Below are 24,392 nucleotides of genomic sequence, written 5' to 3' on the forward strand. Positions count from 1 at the left end.
GCCGGTCGCCCAGGCGGCGCCCGGCTCCTCCAGCGTCGCGGAGACCGGTGCGGTTCGTCGCTATGCGGACGTGCTCTCTTCGACTGTCATCGATGCCATCACTTGACCTGCGGGCACGCCGGGGGCGGTGTGGACGGCGAGCTCGTCGACGACGTCGGTGAGCCGGTCGCGCCGTGCCGCGGCGGCGCGCTGGCGGGTGGCGCCGTCGCCGCCGGTGGCGAGCCGCGCCAGCCAGTCCTCGACCCGCGCGCGGTCGCCCGCCTCGTCCAGCGCCGGCCGGGCGAGCGCAACGAGGCGCTCGGCCAGCGCCGCCGCGGGCAGCAGCCGCCCGGTGGCGACGTCGACGCCGTGGCCGCCCATCCCGTCGCGGGCGGCCCGCCAGTACGACAGCCGCATCAGCTCAGCGAGCGGCCTCGGCCCCTCGTCGCCCTTGTCCACGGCGTCGCCGGCGACGACGACGAGCGCCCGCACCAGCGCCGCGAGCGCCGCGGACTCGTCGGCGGTGACGGGCACGTCGGCCACCCGGACCTCCAGGGTCGGGTGGTTCGCCGACAGCCGCAGGTCCCAGAAGATCGTGCCCCGGTCGACCAGCGCGCCGGCGTCGAGCAGCATGTCCACGTGGTCGTCGTACTGGCGCGCGGAGGTCAGGAACGGCGGCGGGCCGGCCACGGGCCAGCGCCCCCACGTCACGCTGCGCCAGCTCGCGTAGCCGGTGTCCCGCTCGGCCCAGTACGGCGAGTTGGCCGTGAGCGCGATCAGCACCGGCAGGTGCGGGCGCAGGTGGTTGCCGATCAGCACGGCGCGGTCCCGGTCGGGCTCCTCCACGTGGACGTGGACGGCGCAGATCGCGAGCTCGTCGTGCAGCCCGCGGAAGGTGGCGTTGCCGCGGTCCTGCCGGGGACCCTCGGTGATGGGCGGCGGCACGGCCCGTCCGAGCACGGGCGAGCCGCTCGCGATCACCCGCAGGCCCGCTCGCACGGCCGCGGCCTGCACGGCGGCGCGCCCACCGGCGAGCTGCGCGGCGAGGTCATCGACGCTACGGCACGGGTCGGTGCGGGTCTCGACCTGCAGCTTGGTGATCTCACCGCCGACCCTGGCGCCGAGAACGGAACGGGCCGCGTCGACGACCGTCGCGGCCTCCGGGACCACCTCACCCCTGGACGCGTCGACGACGAGGAACTCCTCCTCGACGCCGACCAGAGGGACTGACGATGCCGGGCGCTGCGCCGAGGTCATGCCGACGCACGTTACGGGATCCCGCCCGCCTTCGCGGCCTCGGCACGCCTGGCCGCGGCGAGCGTTTCGACGAGACCGGCGAGCAGCGCGGCCCGCTCCGGCATGCGGTCCAGGCGGATGTACTCGTCGGCGGCGTGCGCGCCACCGCCGACCGCGCCGAGGCCGTCGAGGGTCGGCACGCCGAGCGCGGCGGTGAAGTTGCCGTCGGACGCGCCGGCCGCGTACGCCCCGGCGAGGTCCGCGATGCCGAGCCGGCGTGCGGTCGACCGGGCCAGGGCCAGCAGCGGGCGGGCGAGCTCCGCCGGCATCGGGTACCGGTTGATCCCGCCGCCCACCGCCAGGGTCGCGTCCGACAGGACCGGCACCAGCCCGCGGATGGCGTGGTCGACGCGCTCCAGCTCGTCCCTCGTCCAGGCCCGCACGTCGACGGCCAGGCTGGCGCTCTCGGGCACGGTGTTCGTCGTCGTGCCGGCCGACAGCAGGGTGGGCGTGACGGACGTGCCGCCGCTGTCGGCCACGCCGAGCCGGCCCAGCGCGAGCACCTGGTGGGCCACCTCGACCGTCGCGTTGATCCCGCGCTGCGGCTCGACGCCGGCGTGCGCGGCGCGGCCCTGGATGGTGAGGCTGTACACCGAGCCGCCCTTCCTCGCCACCTTCACGTGCCCCTCCGGCGTGGCCGCCTCGCAGACGAGCACCGCGGCGGAGCGCCGCGCCTCGGCCTCGATCAGCGGCCGCGACGTCACCGACCCGGTCTCCTCGTCGCAGGTGAGCAGCACGCCGACCGCCGAGGTGTCCTCGACCAGGCGCAGCGCCGCGAGCATCTGCACGATGCCGCCCTTCATGTCGAGCACGCCGGGACCCGTCGCGATGTCCCCTTGTACGGTGAAGGGCCTGGACCTGGTCGTGCCGACCGGGAAGACCGTGTCGAAGTGGCCGAGGAGCAGGACCCGCTGATCGGCGGCCGGCCACAGCAGGTGCGGCAGGCCGTCGATCACGACCCGCCGGGCGGGCCGGCCGAGCACCTGCGAGCCCCAGCGGGCGAGCAGGTCGGCACAGGATTCGAGATGGGGCAGCGAGCCCGGCGCCGACTCGCACGCGACGAGCGTGGCCAGCCGGTCGACCATGTCTGCCAGGAGTTGCTGCGCGGATTGGAGCAGGCGGCGTTCACGATCCATTCATCGACGATCGCAGTTGGATCGGACCCGGTCACCCTTGTGTTTGCTCAGTCGATCGGAATGGCGTTGCCATAGCCGACCTCGACGACGCGGCGGGCGGACTCGGCGTAGGCGTCGCGGCCCTCGGGCGCGAACGTGCCGAGCCCGTCCACGTACCGGTTGAACATGCAGAACGCGGCGGCGATGAGCACCGTGTCGTGGATCTCCACGTCGGTCGCGCCCTCCGCGCGGGCGGCCTCGACCAGCTCGGTGGTCACCTGGCGGCCGCTGACCTGCACCGCGCCGGCGATGCGCAGCAGCGCCCGCAGCTTGGCCGAGACCGGGGCGGTGTCGAGGTCCGCGCGCACCTGGTCGACGAGCGTGTAGCCCTCGTCGAGCTGCACCGCGGCGAACGCCGAGTGCGACGCGCAGCAGAAGTTGCAGTCGTTGCGCCCGGACACGTACGCGGCGATCAGCTCCCGCTCTCCCGCCGGCAGCGAGTGCGGTGCGCGCAGCAGCACCTCGGCCAGCTCGTTGAGCGGCTTCGCGGTCTCCGGGCGGAACCGCATCGGTCCCGTGATGCCCGGGAACTGCTTCTCGTCGACCCCGAGATCGATGTGTGCCATGTCGCTCCCCTTCCGGTACCCGCCGTCGCTGTCACGATGCCACTTCTTCCGGCGTCCGTGTTTCTCCGTTCGTGCGGTGCTTCTGTCCACTGTGGACATGGTTGAATGACACGTGACCTATGACGTCCTGGTGCTCTGCGGCGTGGGGGTGGACACCATCGTCCGCGTCCCCGACCTGGCCATCCCGCCCGGCGACAACCTGCATGTCGACCCCGTCCGCGACTACGTCGCCCACTCCGGCAACGGTGTCGCGCTGGGGTTCCACGCGCTCGGGCTGCGGACGAAGTTCATCGACTTCCTGGGCGACGACCCGCAGGGCGCGCAGATCCTGGCCCGCTACGCGGCCGCCGGCCTCGACTTCGCGCACCTGCCCGCCCCGAACGGCACGCCCCGCAGCGTCAACCTGGTCGACGCCACCGGCCGCCGGTTCTCGTTCTTCGACCCGCGCCACCCGGCCGACCTCGTCCTGCCGCCGGACGCGTACCTGCCGGCCCTGGCGCAGTCGCGGCACGTGCACATCGCCGCGGGCCGGGCCGCCGCCGCGTTCGGCGAGGCGCACCGGCTGGGCATCACGACCTCGACCGACATCCACGCCTGGGACGGCACGTCGGAGTGGGGCCTGACCCTGTCCCGCGAGGCCGACCTGGTGTTCCTCAGCGCCGAGGCCGCCCCGGACCGGATCGACGACCTCATGCACACCGTCCTCGACGCGGGCCGGGCGACGCTCGTCGTGGCGACCCGCGGCGCCGCCGGCTGCCAGGTGCTCGACCGCGCCGACCGCCGCATCGTCCGCTACCCCGCCGTCACCCCGGACCGCCCGGTCGTCGACAGCAACGGCGCGGGCGACGCCTTCAGCACCGCCTTCATGAGCCGCTGGTTCGCCGGCCGTCCCGTCGCCGAGTGCGCCCTGGCCGGCGCGGTCTCGGGCGCGTACGCCTGCGGCGCTCCCGGCACCCACGAGGACCTCATCACCGCCACCGGCCTGACCAGCCGCCTGTCCACCCTCTCCCCCACTTCCTCGTGATCCGGAAGACTTCGTGTAGCCCTGGGTGCACAAGGTCTACCGGATCACGAGGTACGCGGGGGCCTGCCGGAGCGGGGTGAGCGGCGCGGCGTACGGGTGCGGGAAGCCGCCGCCTGGGCGGTGAGGCCCGCCACGGCCAGCGCCGCCAGCGTCACCCCGACCGTCGCCGCGGGCACGCCGAGCGGCGGCAGGCCGGTGCCCTTCAGCCCGGGCAGCGTGCCGCCGACGGCGAACCACGCGAGCCCCGCCCCCAGCACCCCCGCGACACCGGCCGCCGCGACGAGGACCAGCACCACGAACGGCTCGACCAGCGTGCCGGTCGAGCGGCGCAGGCCCTGGACGCGCAGGGCGCGCAGGTCGTGGGTGCTGGTGCCGATCGCGGCCACCGCGAGGCCGGCCGCGCCGAGGGCCGCCGACAGCCAGCCGGCCATGAGGTAGAAGCGCAGGCCGAGCGCGGTGCCGCCGGCGGCGAGGGCGGCGCGGGTGTCGGCGACGGTGCGGCGGCCGGTGACCGTGAGACCCTGCGCGCGCAGGGCGTCGACGATGCCCGGCGGCGCGGTCGCCGACAGCCACACCTCGGCGCCGGTGGCGCGGCCGTCGTCCTCGGCGGTGAGGTCGGCGTACTCCAGGTCGACGAGGGCACCGGCGGTGCCGACGCGGGGCAGGCGGGTGGCGCTGAACTCGGCGACCGGGACGGCCTTGCTGCCGAAGGTCTTGAACTCGGCGTCGGGCAGCGGGGCGGTGGTCGCGACCGGCAGCTCGGCCGGGCCGAAGGCGGGGCGCAGCACGCCGGCGCCCGGCTGGGAGGTCATCGGCAGGCTGAAGGTGATCCCGTCGGCGCCGCGCACGGCGGTCGCGCCCGGTGCGGTGCGCCACTCGGTCGGCGGCGGCGAGTGCAGGGTCACCACGATGGTCGGCCCGACGTACGGCGGCAGCTTCGCGGCGATCTCCACGAGGCGGCAGCCGCGCACGCACATGGGGGTTTCGCCGGTGTACGTCCGCCGCCCCAGCACCAGCTTGCCCAGGTCGGCGGTGGCGGTGGGCTGGCCGTCGAGCGGGGCGAGGGTGGCGGTGAGGACCACGTCGGGCCGGTCGAGCACGGAGACGGTGACGTCCAGGGCGATCTTGGCGCCGGTGTGCGTGACCGCCTCGGCGGGTGCCGGCGGGTGCAGCCGCGCGGCCACGTCGGCGACGGGTGGCGCGCCGGCGGGCCACAGCGCGACGGCCGGCAGGCGGGCCGCGTCGACGGCGACGGCACCGGAGTTGTCGTCGGAGTCGCGGATCGGCACCACCGCCATCGCGGACCGCCCCTCGGGGTCGGCGGCGCGGACGGCCCGCAGCAGCTGGGTGCGGCTGGTCGCGTCGACGTTGAGAACGACGGGGGCGCCGGTGGCGAGGGCGGCCTGGTCGCGCTGCCGCTGGTCGACGGCGGACGTCGTGCCCGCGGCGAACGCGAGCGACCCGACGGCGAGGGTGAGCAGCGCGAGGAGCCGCGCGCCGACGGGCCGCCGCGCCAGCCGGAACCCGGCGAGGGCCCCGGCGAGCCGGAACCGGCCGGCGGAGGGGCGGCGCAGCACCCTGGCGGCGGCCAGCCCGCTCAGGATCGGCCCGACACGGCCGGCGAGGACCGCGACCGCGACCAGGACGAGGGCCGGCGCGAGCAGGGCGACACCGCCGGGCCGGCCGCGGACCTGCGCGACGGCGACGGCGGCGGCCACGACGAGGACGCCTTCCAGTGCGAGGCCGCGCCAGCGGGCGGTGTGCCGGTCGACCTGCCGCAGCAGCGCGGACACCGGCGCGGACACGGTGCGCAGCGCGACCGTGAGGGCGACGGCGAGCGCGCCGAGGACGGCGACGGCCGCGTACGGCCAGGCGCCGCGGATCTGCCAGCCGCCGGCGGCGGTGAACCCGAGCGCCGCCCCGGTGAGCACCGACAGCAGCGTCTCCCCCGTCGCCAGCCACCACCGGCCGGGACGGGCCACGCCGCGCAGCGCGATGATGCCGTGCTCGAAGCGGCGGGCCCGGATGACGGTGGACACGGCGAGCGTGATGACGGCCCAGGCGAGCAGCAGCACGGGCGCGACCGCGAACGGGACGGCGGCGCGGACCTCGGCGCGGCGCTCGTCGATGCGGTCGAGCAGCACGTCGAGGTCGGTGTTGAGCCGCGCCTCCTCGGTGCTGCGCTGCTGCGCCTTCCCGGTCCACTCGCGCAGCGCGGGAAGGGTGTCGACGGTGATGGCGCCGGGCAGCGGGTACGCGTCGTAGGACTCCAGCTCCGCCGGCCGCGAGAACGTGTCCAGGGTGCGCCGGTCGACCTGGAACGCGTCGCGCATGCCGCCGGTGCGGCCCCAGTAGGGTTCCCCGGCGTCGCGGGGCTCGACGACACCGACGATCGTGAGCGCGGTCGGCGGCCCGGCGGGCACGTACCGGCTGGACAGCTGGTCGTACCTGGAGCCGGTCAGCGACATGGTGTCGCCGGGGTGCAGGCCGAGCCGGTCGGCGGTGCGCCCGGAGAGGATCGTGTCGCCGGTGCCCATCAGGCAGCGGCCGGCGACGACGCGGACGTGCGCGCAGATGTTCTCGCGGAACACGACGGTGGTGAGCTGCGACGCGGTCGCCATCGCCAGGTCCTCGGGCTGCGCGGGGAACTGGGCGGAGAACACGGTCGCGTAGCCGGGGGCGTCGAGCCAGCCGCCGGCGAGGCTCTGGAACGTCTTGGCCATGCTGCCGCCACCGGAGGACAGCACCTCGCCGGTGATGAGCACGGTCCGCTCGCTGGGCGCGGCGGCGGCCACCTCGGAGCGGACGATCCGGTCGTCGGCGGCGGTGAGGTACGCGGGCGCGGCGAGCGCCCCGGCGGTGGCGAGCGCGGTCAGCAGCATGACGGTCGCGGCCCGCCCCCGCCGCGACCACAGCATCGCCAGCACGAGCCCGATCACCGCGACCCCCTCCCCGCCGCCGGCGCGGCTCGTCGTGCCCGGTCGCCCGAACGGGACCACAGCGCGGGCGGCAACAGCCACCGGTCGGCGAACGGCCGGACCGACGACCGCCCGAGCGACCGCGGCAGCAACACCGGGACGAGCCCGATCACCGCGACCCCCTCCCCGCCGCCGGCGCGGCTCGTCGTGCCCGGTCGCCCGAACGGGACCACAGCGCGGGCGGCAGCAGGACCGCGAAGACGACGACGGCCGTGGCCAGCAGCGCGAGCCACTGGACCGGCGCGACCGGCACCGGCCACCGGTCGGCGAACGGCCGGACCGGTGCCGGGGTGAGCAGGCGGAGCAGGACCGCGGCGGCGAGACCGACGGGGACCGCGACGAGGACCGGGGCGGCGGCGGTCCATCGGCCGACGGTGCGGGCGGTCGGGGCCGGCAGGCCCTGGCGGCGCAGGGCGGTGAGCTCGGCGCCGCGCCGGCGGCGGTCGACGGCGGCGACGACCGCGGCGGTGACGGCGGCGAGCAGCAGCGCGACGGCGCCCCCGACGAGACCGGCGAGCAGGGTGACGGCCGGGGAGAGCCGGTCGGCGCGGGCCGCGGCCGCGGCGGCGCTGTCGCCGCCGATGATGGTGAGCCCGGCGGCCCGCAGCCGGTCGGACAGGTCGGCGGGGGCGGACGGGCCGAGCCACACCTCCAGGCGTTCGCGGGCGCCGGAGGTGGCGCCGCCGGCCGGGCCGGCGATGTGGGCGGCGTACTCGAGGTCGACGAGCGCGCCCCTGGCACCGCCGCGCGGGATCGACGTGACGCCGTGCGGTGCCACGGGGATGTCGGCGCCGAAGATCTTCACGCGGGCCAGGTCGTTGTCGTCGGACAGGTCCGGGTCGCCCGCGACGAGGGCGGGCAGCGGGACCGGGGTGTCGACGACGTACAGGCGGTTGTCGCGGGGGCGTTCGCTGGGCGGGTCGGTGTCCAGCAGGCGGAGCCGGCCGTCGCGCTGGGCGGCCTGCACGGTGCTGATGGCCCGGCCCAGCGTCGTCCGCCAGCGGGTCGGGTCGGCGAACGTGGCCCCGTCGACCACCACCTTGCCGTCGGCGCGCAGCTCGAGCAGGTCGACGGGGCCGCGCTTGATCTCGACGGAGACGATCCGGCAGCCGGCCGCACACTGCGGCACGGCGACCTCCACAGTGGACTCCACCGCCGGCGGTGGCGGCTCGGCCGGGTCGACAGGCACGGCGGCGGGCTCGCCACCCGGCGGCCGGAAGACCGCCGTCACGCGCTCCGCGTCGCCGGCCAGCAGCATGGTCACCGGCGAGCCCGCCGAGACGAAACGCAGCGAGAGCCTGGTGCCGGTCAGCGTCAGCGGCGCGGGCGCCTCGGCGCGCAGCGACGGCAGGTCGACGCCGGTGACCGCGCGCAGGCGGGTGCCGTCGACGGCGATGACCGGGGCGCCGATGCCGGTGCCGATCGCGACCGCCATCGCGTCCCGGCCGCCGGGGTCGGTGGCGCGGACCGTGGCGAGGAGCCGCTCCCGGTCCATCGGCGCGATCCGCAGCACGCGGTCGGCGCCGACCTCGACGGCGGCCCGGTCGGCGCGGGCGCCCGCGGCCCCGACCCAGTCCTGGGCGGCGACGGCGAGGACGCAGGTGGCGGCCGCGAGCACGGGCACGATCCGGTACGCGGTCCGCCGTCGGCCCAGGGTCAGGCCCGCGAGGGCACCGCCGACGTGCCCGCCGGCGAGGGCGGTCCGGCCGGCGAACCCGGCGAGGGACAGCAGCGCGCGCGTCGCCAGTACACCTGCCGCCAACGCGATCAGGAGCACCGCGGCCTGACCGAGGCCGAACCCGGTGTCGCGCCGCACGTTGGCGGCCGGCTCCGCGGCGAGCTGGAAGACGGCGGCGGCGCCGACCGCGAGGACGCAGATCTCGAGGGTCGCGGCGATCAGCGGGCGGCGGGGCTGCACGACCCGCAGCAGCGCCGGCACGCTCGCCCGCGTCGCCGGCCACTCGGCGGCGACGACGATGACGACCCCGGCGACCAGGGCCGGCCACAGCGCGGGGCGCAGCGCGACCGCCCACGCGGCGCCGGCCAGCAGCGGCACGAGGCTCTGCCCGGCGGTGCCGGCGAGGATGCGCCACGGCGGCATGCCCCGGATCGCCATGCGGGCGGCGTCGGCGCGGCGTTCCTGTGCCGCGTAGCCGGCCGCGACCGCGATCGCGAGGCCGCCGCACAGCAGCAGCTGCAGCTCGACGAGCAGCAGCCCGCGCCGGACCCCGCGGCGGTCGGCGGCGACGGTCGCGGCGAGCGTGCCCGCGGCCGAGGAGACGTCCACGGACCCGTTGCGCAGGCGGGTGATCATGGCCTCGATCCCGGCCGGGTCGTCGAAGGCCTCGGCGGGCAGCAGGGCGTCGTAGGTGGCGACCGCCGCGCCGCCGGGCTTCGCGACGGTGTTGCGCGTGGTGTACGCGGCGATCCCGTCGAGCCCGGACCAGTACCAGCCGAGCGGGTCGCTGGGCGCGTAGAGCCCGACGAGGGTCAGCGGGACCACGGCGGTGCCGGAGCCGCCGTCCTGCTTGAGCGTGCCGCCGACGGCGAGGTCGAGCTGCCGGGCGACGTCGGGGGCCAGGACGATCTCGCCGTCCTGCTCGACACAGCGCCCCTGCACCAGGGTGATGTTGTCGCAGAACCCGTCCACGGCCCGCAGCTCCAGCGGCAGGCGCGAGGTGTCGGTGCGCAGGACGCCGGAGTACCGCACGCCGATCAGGGTCCGGTCCGCGGGGACCCGGGTGATCGTCGCCCGGAACCGGCTGACGATGTCGTCGGGTGCGGTGCCGAGGGCGACGGACGCATGGACGGACAGGGTGCGCTCGACGGGCGTGGCGGCTTCGACCCTGGCGGTGGCGGCGCTGCGCTCCAGGCGCCCGGACACGGCGTCGGCGCCCACGGCCGCGCCCATGGTGACCGCGGCGAGGACGAACATGACGACCGCGGTGGCGCGCCGGGCCCGCAGCGCGGCGAGAATCAGGCCCAACACGTAGAGGACCTTACGTCACACGAGGCTGTTTTCGGGGTCCTGTGCGCCCGGGGGCGCCACCTCGTGCAGCGGGCCGGCGAGCCCGTAGCGGTGGCCTTGGCCGTACCGGCAGCCCAGCGCGGCCATCGTCGCGGCCTGACGGTCGGTCTCGATGCCTTCGGCGACGACGGTCACGCCCATGCCGGCGCAGATCGACACGATGGACCGGCAGATCGCCTCGCTGCGGCCGCCGTCGGCGAGGGTGAAGCTGCGGTCGAGCTTGACCTCGTCGACGGGGATCGCGTGCAGCTGGGCGAGGGCGTTGTATCCGGTGCCGAAGTCGTCGAGGGCGAAGCGCACGCCGAAGCGGCCGAGCCGCCGCACCGCCCCCGCGGCGGCGGACAGGTCGGGCAGCGGCGCGGTCTCGGTGAGCTCCAGCAGCAGCCGGTGCGGGGCGAGCCCGTGGCGCAGCACCGCGGCGCGGACGGTCTCCTCGTGCTCGGGCCGGCCGAGGCGGGCCGCGGAGGTGTTGACGTGCACGGCGATGCTCGCCCACGGCCCCCGGAACGCGGCGGCGTCGCGGCAGGCGCGGTCGAGCACGAAGTCGTCGACGAGGCGGATCAGGCCGATCTCCTCGGCGGTGGCGATGAACATGTCGGCGCTCACCGGCCCCAGGCTCGGATGGGTCCAGCGGGCGAGTGCCTCCACGGCGACGACCGTGCCGTCGTTGAGCCGCACGATCGGCTGGTAGTGCACGTCGAGGCCGCGCCCGTCGCGCAGCGTGTCGGCGAGCATCTCGGCGAGGTCGGAGCTGCCGGTGCCGTCGGGGAGGTCGACGCGGTAACGCACGAGGGTGCCCTTGCCCTGGCGCTTGCCGGCGTACATGGCGGCGTCGGCGCGGCGCAGCAGCATGTCGGCGCTGTGCACCGGCCCGTGGGTGCCCGCCTCGACGAGCCCGACCGACGCGGCGACGCCGACCACGGCACCGTCGAGGTCGAACGGCTCCCGCAGCGCGGCCATGATCCGCTGCGCGGGGACGCCCGGGTCGCCACCGCCCTCCAGGAGCACCGCGAACTCGTCGCCGCCGACGCGGGCGATGGTGTCCCCGTCGCGCACCGCACCGCGGAGCCGCTCGGCGACCTGCCGCAGCAGCCGGTCGCCGGCGTGGTGGCCGTAGCGGTCGTTGACGGCCTTGAAGTCGTCGAGGTCCAGGAAGAGCACGGCGAGGGGGCGGTCGTCGCGGTGGTGCAGGGCGAGGGCGTGGTCGAGCCGGTCGTGGAACAGCACCCGGTTGGACAGCCCGGTGAGGCCGTCGTGGAACGCCTGGTGGCTGAGCCTGGCCTGGCTGTCGGAGAGGCGGTCGAGCAGCACCGCGTTCTCGACCAGGGTCACCGCCTGCCGGATGATCAGCAGCGAGATGACCGCCGTCTCGACGGCGATCTCGAAGGCGTCCATCGGCCGGCCCTGCACCAGCTGGATCATGAAGAGGACGCCCGTGCCGGCGACCGGCACGTACGGCAGCAGCAGGTGCCCCCAGCGGTGGTGCGGCCTGCCTGTGGCCGTCGCCTGGTCCGGGCTCGCGCTCTTCGTCGGGGTCAGCGCGGCCACGGCGACGAAGGCCTGGCCGGCGATGAACCCCGCGTCCGCGAGCGGCGGCATGCGCTCCGCGCCGGCGGCGACCAGATAGGCGAACACGCTGTCGGAGAACGACAGGCAGAACAGCCCGATGCCGAGGAACGACAGCTGCCGCCGGTTGGCGGCCGCGGACCTGGCCAGCAGCAGGATCACGATGACGGTGAGCAGCAGGTCGGTGACCGGGTAGGCGATCGCCACCGTGTAGGCGAACGGGGTCGCGGCGCCGGCCCGCACGACCGCGCCGAGCGACGTGGCCCAGGTCAGCACGAACAGCGCGCCGACGACGATGAGCCCGTCCAGGACCATCACCAGCTGCGCGGCGAGCCGCCGGGGCCCACCGCCGCCGGGCCGGTCCACGGCGAGCGCGACCAGGGCCGGCAGCGCGAAGACCGGCAGGGTCAGGTAGCCGGCGTCGGCGAGCGACGGCGAGGGCAGCGCGTCGTCACCGAACAGCTGGTGCCAGGACCAGATGAACTGTCCGATCGACCAGCCGCAGGCGCCCGCGCCCATCCACAGCCGCCAGCTGCGCTGGGCTCCGGTGTGCCGCCGGGCGGTGAGCCAGCAGGTGAGGGTCGCGGCCAGCCCGGCACCGAACTGCGCCAGGTCGTCGACGAACTGCGACCACCACGGGCCGAGCAGGCCCGAGCCACCCAGACCGACGGCCCCGAACACCCCGGCCACGGCGACGGCGAGCGGAACGGACACAGGTCTGCGCGACAATGAACGCATCCTCACCGGAGGTGATCACGACAACACGCCTCCGTACGCTACCTCAACCGTCCATCGCTGAGGTCACGAAACGCATCGGGCCTTCCTGCATTGCCGCAATGCATGACGGGCCCTCAGTCCGCCCCTATCCGGCGGGCGAGGGCCGGCTCCAGCGGAAACGGCCGCTCCGCCGGCAGCAGCCGCTGCGCCTCGGCGGTCCTGCCCCCGCGCACCAGCACGGCGATCTTGTGCACGGCCGGGGTGAGGTCGGTGAGCCCGGTGACCCACTCCTCCGCGTACGTGCGGATCAGCTCCCGCCCGACCCCCACCTGGATGCTGTAGTGGTTGAGCGCCGCACCGCGCAGCGACCGCTCCGGATCCCACTGCACGTGGACCCGCGCCCGCGCCAGCTCAGGGTCGCTCGTCAGCACCGCCTCTGCCAGGGCCCGCTCCCATCCCGCCCGGCTGATCCGCACCGCGAGGATCCGCTCCTGGCCGGCTTTGCGCGCCCAGTTGCTGCGGTGCATCAGCCACAGCAGCGACGGCTTGATCCACGTCATCCTCCCGAACGAGAACGGCGCCACGAACCTCCCCGCCGCCAGCGCCGCGTCGGCGACCGCCCGCGGGTACGCCTGATAGACCACGATCGTGCTGGCGTCGAAGTCGGCCCGGATCTGCCGCTGCCCGGTCATCACCACCTCCGCCCCCGACGATCGACCCACCACCCCCACCCCAGCAACCCGATTCCCGCCCCGCCCTGCTCCTCGCGACGCCGGCGGCTGCATTGGGACCGGGTTCAGTGGCATCCTCTTCAGTGGCATCCGCCGAGGTCGCGGAGGATTTCCGAGGCCGAGACCGGGTCCAGTGCCGAGAACGGGACGGTGCGCTCGCTCGACCACTGGTCGCCGCCGGCTGGGCAGATCCAGATCTCCAGGGACTGCTCGGGGTGCTCGCCCGGCACGCCCATCATGATGCCGGGATCGAGGTCGGCGATCAGGGTGCCGCCGCCCGGCAGGCCCGGACCCGCGGGCAGGTCGCGCTCGATCCGGCCCTGGTGACCGCCGTCCTGCCCGGTCCGGCGCCAGCCGCGCCGCTCCAGGCCGAGCAGCTTGACCGTCAGCGCCTTCCTGCCGTCGAACCGGTCCAGCCGCGTCGCCGTGCCCTCCTGGGCCGTCAACGCGTGGGTGTCGCGGGCCAGTTGGCGGAACGGCTGCAGGATCTCGTAGTCGGCGAACACCTCCGACCACTTCGGCACGTCGAGGTGTACCGGATGCGCCACCGACACGACGGCGTCGTCGGCGAGCAGGACGGGCCCGTCGCCGGCGTCCGCGAGCGTCCGGTCCTCCGCCAGCCGCACCGCGACGTCCACGCCGCCGTGCGTGACGAGCCAAACCAGCCGCCGGGCGAGCCGCCACAGCAGCGGGTGCTGCAGGAACGTCCGGCGGAACTCGGCCCCGGTCCACTCCCGCCGCATCACCATGGCCCGCTCCAGCCGCTGCGCCTGCTCGCCGGCGACCTTCCGGACGGCCTTCTTCGCGGCGGCGAAGCGTTGCTGGGCTGCCGGGGCGAGGCGCGGGTCGTCGCCCGCCGCGGGCGCGGGCAGGTCCTTGCGCCTGGCCCCGGCCTCGTCGATCACGTACGGCCGGAGCTGCTCGTCGAACCCGCCCACGAACCCGCGCGGGCCGTAGTCGAGGGTGAGGGTCGCGTCGGGCGTCAGGTCCAGGTGCGGGACGAGCCGGTCGGCGAGCTGGTCCGGGGTCAGGTCGAGAGCTTCGGCGACCTCGCGGAGCTTCAGCTCGGCACGCGCCCTCACCGCCTTGGCCTTCACCTTCGCGGCGATGTCCTGCAGCTGGGTCAGCGCCGCGTCGGTGCCGAGCTGGGCGAGCACGTCCAGGCCGGCCGCCGCCCGCTGGTGGGCGCCCTGGTACGGCCAATCCCGTACGGCCGCGGCGAGCCGGACCGCGGTCTCGTCGTCGCCGAGCAGCGCCTGCGCGTCCAGCACCCAGCTGTCCGCCGTGGGCGCGTCGGCCCGCTCCCAGCGCTCCAGCAGCGCCCAGGCGAACCGGGCCAGATCGGCCGGCTCGCAGGCGTCCCTGACGATGGGGATTCCGGCGTACGGGTCGCCGCTCCTCGACACCATCAGCATCGTCACCAGGTGCCCGGCGGCGTCGGCTGGCAGGACGTGCGCACCGCCCCGCAGCCTGACCGGCGGCATCGTCACCAGGTGGCCGGCGGCGTCGGCCGGCAGGACGTGCGCGCCGCCCCGCAGCCTGACCGGCGGCAGCGTCGCCGGGTCGGCCCACGCCGGCGCGAACGGTATCCGCGCGGGCAGGACGTCGAGCGGGTCGGTGTCGAGCAGGTCGCGGATCGCGGCGCCGGCCCGCAGCCCGTGCCCACCGGCGACGTCGAGGACCGTGTCCCGGTGCCCCGCGGCGGCCAGCGCGAGCAGCGCCTGCTCCGCGTGCCGGCGGCCGGCCCCCTGCCTGCCGAGGGCGGGCGGCACCAGCGCCCGCGCCGCGGCCCGCGGATGCCGCCGCAGCCATTCGAGAGCGACCGCCCGCGCCGCCTTCAGCCGCCCGTGCCACCCGGCGACGAGCACGGCGACCTCCGGCCCCGCGTACGCCAGCAACGCCGGCCCTCCGTCCGCCGGACTCCGCCGCGCGACCCGCAACACCAGCGGCAGGGCCGCGACCCCGAACCGCGCGGCGATCAGCCGAAGCCAGTAATGCGCACCCCACAGGCGCTTCGGCTCCCACGTCGCCAGCAGCGGCCTGACGAGGTCCTCGGGCCCCGCCTCGAACAGGTCGACGGCGAGCCAGTCCTCCAGCGACCCGGCCCGCAGCTGCGAGGCGAGCTGCTCGGGGTCGTCGCGGTCCACGCCGCGCTTGAGCCGGGCGACCAGCTGCTCCCGCTCACCGGGCGGCCACACCATGGCCGGCTCGTCGTCGCACCGGAGACCGGGCACCACGACCGGCTTCACCACCGCCCGCCGCACCTCCCACGGCGGCGTGACCAGCACTGCCGGCAACGCGATTCGCCCGGCCTCGGCCAAGCCCCCGCCTGCCGCCCGCGCACCGTCGGCCACGGCCGGCACCAGCCCCGGATGCCGCACGGCATGCCGCCGCAGCAGCTCGGCGATCCTCGCCCCACGCTGCGCCGCGTCGGCCGCCAGATGACCCACCGCAGCCGGACTCCCCGAAACCACCGCGGCCGAACTTCCCGAAACCACCGCGGCAATAGCCGAACCACCCGAAACCACCGCGGCCGCAGCCGGACTCCCCGAACCCGCCGCGGCCGAACTTCCCGAAACCACCGCGGCAATAGCCGAACCACCCGAAACCACCGCGGCCGCAGCCGGACTCCCCGAACCCGCCGCGGCCGAACTTCCCGAAACCACCGCGGCAATAGCCGAACCACCCGAAACCACCGCGGCCGCAGCCGGACTCCCCGAACCCGCCGCGGCCGAACTTCCCGAAACCACCGCGGCAATAGCTGAACCGCCCGAAACCGTCGCGGCTGCGGCCGGATGGCTCGAGACCGCCGGTGCCGTCGCCGGATGGCCGGCGCCGGGCTCGGACGCGGACGACAGGAGGCGCATCGCCCGCTCCGGGAAGCGCTCGGCGGCGGTCTCGACGGCCGGCTGGGCGCCGCGGACGTCGAGCGCGTCGAGCAGTGCCTGGAACGCGCGGTCGGTCGGGACAGCGGCCAGGGTCGCCATCAGGACGCGCTGCTCGTCGGCGGTGCCCCAGTCCGACCGGTGCCAGCCGGCGTAGACGTCGAGGACTCCGTCGCCGAGCCCTTCGGCAACCGTGTGGATCATGGCGGTGCCGCGCAGCAGCCGCCAGCCGACGGAGTGGATCTGGGGACGGATGAGAGCCGCCTGCGCCAGGGTGTGCGCGGCCGCCATGAGCAGCGGTGCGTACGGATGCCGCCGCCCGTCGGCGGCCAGCTCCCTGGCGTCCTCGTCGACCCAGGCCGTCTGGTCGGGGGCGAGGAACGACGCCGCGATCCGCCGGGCAAGCGTCCCGGCCCGAGGCTCCCGCAACAGCTCGACCGCCGACACGTCAAGGCCACCGGACACGGCCACCTGGCCGGACCGCGCCCTGGCCAGCAACTCCGACACGGACTCAACCGCCGGCACGTCGAGACCACCCGACACGGCCACCTGGCCGGACCGCGCCCCGGCCAGCAACTCCGACACGGACTCAACCGCCGGCGTGGCGAGCTGACCGGATGGCGTCCTGGTCCGCAGGTCCGACAAGGACTCGATGACCGTCGCGTGGAGGTCGTCGGAGGCGGCGGTGAGGGCGACCCGGAGCTGGGCGAGGATCGTCTCGACGCCGGTGGTGCCGTTGTGTGCGTCGGCCTCGTCGGCACGGTGGGTGACCGTCGCGTGCCGGCCAGGGCAGGCGGGGGCGTCGCAGTGCACGGTGAGTGGTCGGAGACCGGCGAGCTCGATGCCCGCGGCCGCGGCGAACGCCAGGCCCCCGTTGGCGATCCAGCGGTCGGCGATCGCCCGGGGGTCGAACGTCGGCACCCGCGGTGTCCAGAGCAGGATCGCGGCCGCGGCCGCCGCGCCGGGTGGGCTGTCGGAGGGCGCGTCGGCCAGTGCCGCGGCCGGGGAGAGGCGCAGGACGGCTGACGTGTCGGGCCAGTCGGGCACCGCATCCGTCACGGGGGTGTACGCCACGCGCGTCCCACCTCGCCGCGGGTGGATGCTGCGCCGCCACGACGCCGGCACCACCAGCCGTGCAGGCGCCGCCGCAGGCAGAGCGCCCCCGGCCACCGCCTTCTCAGTCACGCAGTCACCCTAACCAGACCCACCGACAATTTCGGGCCGCGGCCGGGGCGAGGACAGGAGCGCGGGGCTCAGGCGAACACCGGCGGCTGCCCAGTCGCCTCCAGGACCGACAACCACAGGTCGCCGTCGGGATCGACGAGGTTGCGGGAGCTGATCGCGAGGGAGATCGGCACGTGCACGAACCGTCCCCGCCACCTGCCCACCACCATCTCCGTCCGCCCCGCCATCGCCGCGTGCACGGCGGCGTGTGCGAGGCGGATGCAGTACACGCTGTCGTACGGGTTCGCGGGCACGCTGCGGATCGTGTAGCTCGGGTCGATGTACTTCAGGTTGGCCTCGACGCCCGCCGCGGCGAAGTCCTCGGCGATGCGGTGCCGCAGGTACCGGCCGAAGTCCTGCAGGCGCACGTTGCCGGACGCGTCGAGTGAGGAGGCCGCGTCGAACAGCTCCTGGCCGGCGCCCTCGGCGACGACGATCATGGCGTGTCCGCGGTCGACGACGCGGGCGCGCAGGTGGGCGAGGAAGCCGCCGGGGCCGTCGAGGGAGAAGGGCACCTCCGGGATGAGGACGTAGTCGGCGTCGTTGTTGGCGAGCGCCGCGTAGCACGCGATGAACCCGGAGTGCCGCCCCATCAGCTGGACGAGCCCGATCCCGTTCGGGAACGCGGTCGCCTCCACGTGTGCGGCCCGGATCGCCTCCGTGGCCTTGGCGAAGGCCGTCTGGAAGCCGAAGGAGCGTTCGATGTACGGGATGTCGTTGTCGATCGTCTTCGGCACGCCGACCACGGCGATGCGGCGGCCGCGCTCGGCGACGACCTCGGCGATCTTCAGCGCGCCGCGCATGGAGCCGTCGCCGCCGATGACGAACAGGACGTTGACGGACAGCTGCTCGAGGCAGTCGACGATCTCGTCCGGGTCCTGGTTGCCGCGGGAGGTGCCGAGGATCGTGCCGCCGTACTCGTTGATGCCGGCCACGACGTCGGCGTCGAGGTCGACCACGGACCGGCCGTAGCGGGCGGTCATACCCTGGTAGCCGTTGCGGAAGCCGAAGATGCGCCGCACGCCGTAGTGGTTGGTGAGCTCCAGGACCAGCGCGCGGATCACGTCGTTGAGCCCGGGGCACAGCCCGCCGCAGGTGACGATCCCGACGCGGGTCTTCGACGGGTCGAAGAAGATCTTGCGGCGGGGGCCGCCGGGCTCGAAGCCGGGCAGCTCGTCGACGGGCACCCCGCGCGCCGCGACGAGGGACACGGTGTCGTCGAGCAGGACCCGGTCGGACTCGTCGACGTAGTGCTGGGTGGTGCGCCCGGTGCGCAGCAGCGCCGCCAGGGGTGAGTCGATGCGGCCCTCACCGAGCGTCCTGACCTCGAGCCTGGCCCGTTCGTCCACCATGTGCCCATGCTGGTGGACGCGCGTTTCGTGCCGGTGAATTCGGTTGAGCGCTTTGCCGCCGGCGGGGATGGTGGAGCGATGCGGGTCACCTTCCACCGGCTTGCCGACCACCAGTGGGCCGATGTGCTCATCGCGCGCGACGACGGTGTGGTCTACCGGATGCACGCGGGTCCGGTGACCGCGCACGCGCCGCACGACCTGGTGCACTTCACCGTCGAGGACGCCCTCGGCATGCCCGACGGGATCTGGGGCGCGATCGCGGGCGGGGTCGTGTTCCGCAGCATGACGCACGTGTCGGGGCGCCGGCCGCCGCACGCGGCGGAGCGTTCGGCGGAGCTGATCCGGGCCAACCGCGACCGGCTGCAGCGGGCCGAGCTGATCGGCGGGTTCGTCGAGCGGGCCGCCGCCGTCCCGGACGGGGACCTGGACCTGGACCGGCTCGCCGCCCAGCAGGGCGCGGACCCGCTCGCCGTGAGCGACAAGGCGGCCGTGGTGCGCGCGGTCGCCGCGCTGCGGGCCGCGCAGCGGACGTGGGCGGGCCTTGAGGTGGGTGCCGAGCTGACGTTGACGTGGCCGCGGCACCGGCGGCTGGCCCCGCTGGAGCGCAAGGTGCGGCGGCGGCAGCAGACGTTGCGGCGGGCTTCCTAGGTGTACGAACCGAGGTAGCGCCGCCCACCGCAGAGGCACAGCAGACGCTGCGGCGGGATTTCCCGGTGTACGAACCGGGGCGGCACGGCAGACGTCGCGGCCGGTTTCCTAGGTGTACGAACCGGGGTAACGCAGTCCACCGCAGAGGCACAGCAGCACGATCGCGAGGAGGAACGCGATCCCGAGGGTCCACGCCGCGCGGATCGCCACCCGCGTCTGCAGGTCGCGTGGGCGGGCGGGGGTCACGACGGGCGGCTGCACGGAAGCGGGGCGGCTGCCGTCGAGGGGGTCGACCCAGCCGGCGGCCGCGACCGTGAAGTCACCGGCGAACGCGGCGTGGTCGGCGGGGATGCGTCCGGCCAGGCGGACCGGCAGGGCGTCGAAGTCGCCGCCGTCGCCGACGACGATCACCGACGCGGGGACCCGCCGGCGGTCGAGGGCCTCCAGCGCCAGGAGGGTGTGGCCGACGGCGTCCGCGTCGGTGCCGGTCACCACGGCGACGGGAGCGCGGACGGCGGAAGCGAGGTCGGCCACCGTCCAGTCACCGCCGGTCGGCGTGACGACCCCGTCGCCGACGAGGATCACGACCCGGTCGTGCTTCGCACCCAGGTCCCTCACGACCGCGGTCACGGCGTCGAGCCCGGTCCCGGCCGGCAGTTCGACAAGCGCCGCCACGTGCGAAGCCAGCACCGCGAACTGCGAATCCGACCCCGCGACCTCCGAAGACGGCGCCACGACCTCCGAAGACGGCGCCACGACCTCCGAAGACGGCGCCACGACCTCCGAAGACGGGGGCACGACCTCCGAAGACGGGGGCGTGAACTGCGAAGGGGCCGGAGGGCCGCCGAGCACCACCGCGGCGGCGCTCCCGTCGGTGGTCGCGGCGAGGGCGGCCGCGGCCACCACCCAGTCGACGGACGACGAGGTGGGGGTCACGACCCACGGGCCGCGTACAGGCAACGACATCGACGACGATCCTAAGCCCGCGGCGGCGCCGTCGACGACCGCACCACGAGGTGCGTGGCGAGCTCCACGTGCAGGGCGTCCAGCTGGTGGCGCTCCAGCAGGCGCACGAGCAGCGACACCGCCATCCGCCCCATCTCCGGCAGCGGCTGGCGGACCGTGGTCAGGCTGGTGGCCTCGGCCAGGTCGATGTCGTCGAAGCCGGTCACCGACAGGTCGTCCGGCACCCGCAGGCCCCGCTCGGCGGCCGCCTGCATCGCCCCGACGGCGGCCTTGTCGTTGAACGCGACGAGCGCCGTCGGCGGCTGCGGCAGGTCCAGCAGCGCGCCCGCGGCCCGCCGGCCGTGCTCCGTGGTCGGCTCGATGGCCCGCAGGAGTTCGACGGCCGGCAGGACCCCGACGTCGGCGAGCGCGGCGTTGTGCCCGGCCAGGCGGGCGTCGCTGGCCAGCCACTCGGTCGGGCCGCCGATGACGCCGATGCGGCGGTGGCCGAGGCCGACGAGGTGCGCGGTGACCTTGCGGGCGCCGGCGAAGTGCGCCGCCGACACCGACACGATGTCGGGCGGCAGCGTGGTGCGCGGGTCGACGACGACGAACGGGATCCGCCGCCGTTGCAGCTCGACCAGGTCCGCGCCCGGCTCGGGCGGCAGGATGACGATGATGCCGCCGATCCCGTCGTGCCGCTCCAGGTCGCGCAGCAGCGGGGTGCGCTGGGCCGCCTCCCCCGCGGTGAGGACCAGCTGGCGGCCGTGCAGCTGGACGGTCTCGGCGATCGACGACACGATCAGCCCGAAGTAGTCCGTCAGCACATACGGGCAGCGCAGGTACACCCGGTCGCCGGCCGGTCGCGGCTCCCGGGCGGGCCCCTGCGCGCTGAGCCGCTCCGCCGCCTGGCGCACCAGGTCGCGGGTGTGCGGGGCGACCGTGCCGTGGTCGTTGAGCGCTCGCGACACCGTGGCGATCGACATTCCGGTCGCCGCCGCGATCTCTCTCACCGTGACCTTGCGCATCCGTTGCGGTCCCCGTTTCCGGCGTCTTTGGGAAGGACACTTGACAGTAGACCGACCAGGGCTGTTTCCTGGTTCCAGGCGATGTTACACGCCGATGTTTCATTTGTTACAGCTCCCCGGCAGGGGTGTCCGGGCGAGGACGGCGACGGTGGGGTGGTCGTCCGGGCCTGGCGGACGGGGCGGACGGTCGGGGCCGGCCGCCCCGTCCACTACGCTCGTCCCGGTGCTGTTCATGGTGATCGAGCGGTTCAAGGACGGTCAGCCCCGGCCCGTGTACGAGCGGGCCCGCGAGCGCGGCCGCCTCATGCCCGACGGCCTGCGCTACGTCGACAGCTGGGTCGAGGCGAGCTTCGCCCGCTGCTTCCAGCTCATGGAGTGCGACGACCTCACGCTGCTCATGACGTGGATCGCCCAGTGGTCCGACCTGGTCGACTTCGAGGTCGTGCCGGTGGTCACCAGCGCGGAGGCGGCGGCCGCGGTCACCGGCTGAGGTTGCGGGCGGCTGGCACGATCGCCGGATGCTGTTCGCCGGACTGGTCCTCGTCGCCGTCGCCGCGTCGCACGGGTACCTGTGGCTGCGGCTGGTGCGCGACACGACCCGCCACCCCCGGGCCCGGCGGATCGGCGCCTGGGTGGTGGGCGCGCTGGCGCTGCTCTTCGCCGTCACCGCCGTCGGGAACCGGGCGCTCCCGCGCCGGTTCGAGATGACGTTCGAGCGCGTCGTCGGCTGGCCCGGTTACGTGTGGATCGCAGCAGCGGCCTACCTGTCCCTCGCGCTCCTCGTCCTCGAGCTGCCGGTCCGGTTGGCGACGTGGGTCCGCGGCTTACGCCGTACATCAGCGGAAAACGCAACGACGAGTGAGGATGCGGACCGGAGCCGGCGGTTGCTGGTGGCGCGCGGTGCCGCGATCGCCGCCGGGCTCGCCGCGACCGGCGTCACCGCCGCCGGCATGGTCACCGCGCTCGGCCCGCCGCGGACCCGCCGGGTCCAGATCCCCCTCGCGAAGCTGCCGCGCGGCATGGACGGCACCCGGATCGCGCTCGTGTCCGACGTCCACCTCGGCGCGCTGCTCGGCCGGGCGCGCACGGAGCGGGTGGTCGCGGCCGTCGAGGCCCTCGACGCGGACATCGTCGCCATGGTCGGTGATCTCGTCGACGGTACCGTCGGTGACCTCGCCGACGCCGTCGCCCCACTGCGGGCGCTGCGCAACGCGTACTTCGTGACGGGCAACCACGAGTACTTCTCCGGGCACGAGGACTGGGTCGAGCACCTCGGCACGCTGGGGCTGCGGGTGCTGCGCAACGCGCGGGTGGAGCTCGGCGGGCTCGACCTCGCCGGGGTCAACGACGCGACCGGCGGCACCGTCGGCGACCCGCCCGACTACGACCTGGCGCTCGCCGGCCGCGACCCGGCCCGGCCCGTCGTCCTGCTCGCCCACCAACCGGTCCAGGCGCACGAGGCGGCCCGCCGCGGCGTCGACCTGCAGCTGTCCGGGCACACGCACGGCGGGCAGCTGTGGCCGTTCCACCATGTGACCCGCATGTCCCAGCCGGTGATCAGCGGCCTGGGCGCCGTGGACGGTATGCCCGTCTATGTCACCAACGGGGCGGGCTTCTGGGGCCCGCCGGTGCGGGTCGGCGCGCCGCCAGATGTGACGTTGATCGAACTGCGGTCCGCCTGAGGGTGCATCGCGGTGTTCTTGGCGTACGATAGCCGCGTGATGACGGCGTATTGGCGCTTTACCGTGGCTCCGGGTGGAGCCGGCGGGCGTTTGCGCTGACCTGACATCACCCGGAGCCAGCAAGGGCAGAGACCAACGTCTCTGCCCTTTGTCGTGTCACACGGCGGGCTGGAGCACCGGACCCGCCTCACACCTGAGAAGAGGACGGGACATGAACACCAGCAACCTGCGCGTCACCGGCTACCGGCCACTCGTCACGCCGCGCGAGCTGCAGGCCGAGCTGCCGATGGACGACGCCCGCGCCGAGGTCGTCCGACGATCCCGGGACGAGGTCCACGCGATCGTGACCGGCGGCGACGACCGGCTGCTCGTCGTCGTCGGCCCGTGCTCGGTGCACGACCCGGTCGCCGCCGTCGACTACGCGCGCCGCCTCGCCGCCGTCGCCGCCGAGCACAGCGCCGACCTGTGCGTCGTGATGCGGGTGTACTTCGAGAAGCCCCGCACCACCGTCGGCTGGAAGGGGCTCATCAACGACCCCGGCCTCGACGAGACGTTCGACGTGCCCACGGGCCTGCGGCTGGCCCGCCGGCTCCTGCTGGACGTGCTCGGCCTCGGGCTGCCGGTCGGCTGCGAGTTCCTGGAGCCGACGAGCCCGCAGTACATCGCCGACGCCGTCTCCTGGGGCGCGATCGGCGCGCGGACCCCGGAGAGCCAGGTCCACCGCCAGCTGGCGTCGGGCCTGTCGATGCCGGTCGGCTTCAAGAACGCCACGGACGGCGACGTGCAGGTCGCGATCGACGGCTGCCACACCGCCGCGAGCCGCCACGTGTTCTTCGGCGTCGACGAGGACGGCCGCGCCGCCGTCGTGGAGACCGCCGGCAACCCCGACTGCCACATCATCCTCCGCGGCGCCCGCTCCGGCCCGAACTACGGCCCGGCGGACGTCAGCGACGCCCTGGCGCGCCTGGAGAAGGCCGGCATGCCGCAGCGGCTCGTGGTCGACGCCAGCCACGGCAACAGCGGCAAGGACCACGTCCGCCAGGGGGCGGTGGCACGGGAGATCGCCGAGCAGGTCGCCGCGGGCCAGGCCGGCATCGCCGGCGTCATGCTGGAGAGCTTCCTGGTCGAGGGCCGGCAGGACCTCGGCGGCGAGCTCGTCTACGGCAAGAGCGTCACCGACGCCTGCATGTCGTGGGACACGACGGAGACCCTCCTGGCCGACCTGGCCGCCGCCGTCCGCGCCCGCCGCGCCGCCTGAGCCACCCCGCCGCCGGCCATCTTCCAAAGGTGGCCGGCGCAGCTACACCCGCTGGGTGATCGACAAGCGGCACGACCCGTTCCAGTTCGAGGGCGGGGTGATCGTCGCCGGTGCGGACGGCGAGCCGACCGCCGTCCCGACGGACCTGTACCGGGCGGCGGTGAGCGCCGACCTGGGCCCGCCGGTCGGCGAGGTGCAGCGGCTCGGCGCGGCGGACGACCTGGCGCAGTTCTTCGCCGGCGGCGCCGTCACCGTGCGCGGCAGCCGGACCCAGATCTGGGTCGAGCGCGGTTCACCGGCATGACCCGCG

General features: G+C 75.0%; 17 protein-coding genes. 6 read left to right on the plus strand and 11 right to left on the minus strand.

Features of this window, described 5'->3' with window-relative positions:
* Positions 1–60: 60 nt before the first annotated feature.
* The 3 genes from ACQEVZ_RS12235 to ACQEVZ_RS12245 are packed head-to-tail and all read right to left on the minus strand — an operon-like array spanning position 61 to position 3,016.
* The gene (locus tag ACQEVZ_RS12235) at positions 61–1,236 is read right to left on the minus strand and encodes a carboxylate-amine ligase (RefSeq protein WP_433365464.1); all 1,176 of its coding nucleotides are present in this window, start codon (positions 1,234–1,236) and stop codon (positions 61–63) included.
* Positions 1,237–1,247: 11 nt separating this feature from the next.
* Positions 1,248–2,411, minus strand: coding sequence for a M20/M25/M40 family metallo-hydrolase (locus ACQEVZ_RS12240; protein ID WP_354897794.1), 1,164 nt, complete (start codon positions 2,409–2,411; stop codon positions 1,248–1,250).
* Positions 2,412–2,458: 47 nt separating this feature from the next.
* On the minus strand, positions 2,459–3,016 hold the full coding sequence (locus ACQEVZ_RS12245) for a carboxymuconolactone decarboxylase family protein (protein ID WP_433365468.1): 558 nt from the start codon (positions 3,014–3,016) through the stop codon (positions 2,459–2,461).
* Between the two features lie 112 nt (positions 3,017–3,128).
* Between ACQEVZ_RS12245 and ACQEVZ_RS12250 the strand changes: the two genes are divergently transcribed.
* Positions 3,129–4,040 carry a carbohydrate kinase family protein gene (locus ACQEVZ_RS12250; RefSeq protein WP_433365471.1) on the plus strand — a complete coding sequence of 304 codons (912 nt, stop codon included), beginning with the start codon at positions 3,129–3,131 and terminating at the stop codon, positions 4,038–4,040.
* A 44-nt stretch (positions 4,041–4,084) separates the two neighbouring features.
* On the opposite strand, the gene ACQEVZ_RS12255 is transcribed toward ACQEVZ_RS12250, so the two are convergent.
* The 6 genes from ACQEVZ_RS12255 to ACQEVZ_RS12280 form a co-directional block, all read right to left on the minus strand.
* Positions 4,085–6,979 carry a hypothetical protein gene (locus ACQEVZ_RS12255; protein WP_433365474.1) on the minus strand — a complete coding sequence of 965 codons (2,895 nt, stop codon included), beginning with the start codon at positions 6,977–6,979 and terminating at the stop codon, positions 4,085–4,087.
* A gap of 148 nt (positions 6,980–7,127) precedes the next feature.
* Positions 7,128–10,007 carry a hypothetical protein gene (locus ACQEVZ_RS12260; protein WP_433365477.1) on the minus strand — a complete coding sequence of 960 codons (2,880 nt, stop codon included), beginning with the start codon at positions 10,005–10,007 and terminating at the stop codon, positions 7,128–7,130.
* 15 nt (positions 10,008–10,022) lie between these two features.
* Complete coding sequence (locus ACQEVZ_RS12265; RefSeq protein WP_433365480.1) at positions 10,023–12,326, minus strand: putative bifunctional diguanylate cyclase/phosphodiesterase; 2,304 nt, start codon at positions 12,324–12,326, stop codon at positions 10,023–10,025.
* A gap of 137 nt (positions 12,327–12,463) precedes the next feature.
* A complete protein-coding gene (locus tag ACQEVZ_RS12270) occupies positions 12,464–13,021 on the minus strand; it encodes a DUF4291 domain-containing protein (protein WP_433365483.1) in 558 nt (185 codons plus the stop codon).
* A gap of 119 nt (positions 13,022–13,140) precedes the next feature.
* A complete protein-coding gene (locus ACQEVZ_RS12275; RefSeq protein ID WP_433365486.1) occupies positions 13,141–17,019 on the minus strand; it encodes a DUF4132 domain-containing protein in 3,879 nt (1,292 codons plus the stop codon).
* A gap of 179 nt (positions 17,020–17,198) precedes the next feature.
* Positions 17,199–18,521: an ATP-dependent 6-phosphofructokinase gene (locus ACQEVZ_RS12280; RefSeq protein ID WP_433365489.1), complete on the minus strand. Its 1,323-nt coding sequence runs from the start codon at positions 18,519–18,521 to the stop codon at positions 17,199–17,201.
* A gap of 78 nt (positions 18,522–18,599) precedes the next feature.
* On the opposite strand from ACQEVZ_RS12280, the gene ACQEVZ_RS12285 reads away from it, so the two are divergent.
* The gene (locus tag ACQEVZ_RS12285) at positions 18,600–19,169 is read left to right on the plus strand and encodes a hypothetical protein (protein WP_433365492.1); all 570 of its coding nucleotides are present in this window, start codon (positions 18,600–18,602) and stop codon (positions 19,167–19,169) included.
* A gap of 108 nt (positions 19,170–19,277) precedes the next feature.
* On the opposite strand, the gene ACQEVZ_RS12290 is transcribed toward ACQEVZ_RS12285, so the two are convergent.
* Positions 19,278–20,135, minus strand: coding sequence for an AAA family ATPase (locus ACQEVZ_RS12290; protein WP_433365495.1), 858 nt, complete (start codon positions 20,133–20,135; stop codon positions 19,278–19,280).
* Positions 20,136–20,146: 11 nt separating this feature from the next.
* Positions 20,147–21,127 (minus strand): LacI family DNA-binding transcriptional regulator, encoded by a 981-nt coding sequence (locus tag ACQEVZ_RS12295; RefSeq protein ID WP_433365498.1) that lies wholly within the window; start codon positions 21,125–21,127, stop codon positions 20,147–20,149.
* A 247-nt stretch (positions 21,128–21,374) separates the two neighbouring features.
* Between ACQEVZ_RS12295 and ACQEVZ_RS12300 the strand changes: the two genes are divergently transcribed.
* The 4 genes from ACQEVZ_RS12300 to ACQEVZ_RS12315 all read left to right on the plus strand — a co-directional run bounded on the left by ACQEVZ_RS12300 (position 21,375) and on the right by ACQEVZ_RS12315 (position 24,386).
* Positions 21,375–21,632, plus strand: a complete 258-nt coding sequence (locus ACQEVZ_RS12300; protein WP_363415563.1) for a DUF3303 domain-containing protein — start codon at positions 21,375–21,377, stop codon at positions 21,630–21,632.
* A gap of 28 nt (positions 21,633–21,660) precedes the next feature.
* On the plus strand, positions 21,661–22,824 hold the full coding sequence (locus tag ACQEVZ_RS12305) for a metallophosphoesterase (protein ID WP_433365501.1): 1,164 nt from the start codon (positions 21,661–21,663) through the stop codon (positions 22,822–22,824).
* A 211-nt stretch (positions 22,825–23,035) separates the two neighbouring features.
* A complete protein-coding gene (locus ACQEVZ_RS12310; protein WP_433365504.1) occupies positions 23,036–24,082 on the plus strand; it encodes a 3-deoxy-7-phosphoheptulonate synthase in 1,047 nt (348 codons plus the stop codon).
* 55 nt (positions 24,083–24,137) lie between these two features.
* Positions 24,138–24,386 carry a hypothetical protein gene (locus tag ACQEVZ_RS12315; RefSeq protein WP_433365507.1) on the plus strand — a complete coding sequence of 83 codons (249 nt, stop codon included), beginning with the start codon at positions 24,138–24,140 and terminating at the stop codon, positions 24,384–24,386.
* Positions 24,387–24,392 lie beyond the last annotated feature (6 nt).

Origin of the sequence: Dactylosporangium sp. CA-152071 (genome assembly GCF_050936335.1) — a bacterium.
GTDB classification, from domain to species: domain Bacteria; phylum Actinomycetota; class Actinomycetes; order Mycobacteriales; family Micromonosporaceae; genus Dactylosporangium; species Dactylosporangium maewongense.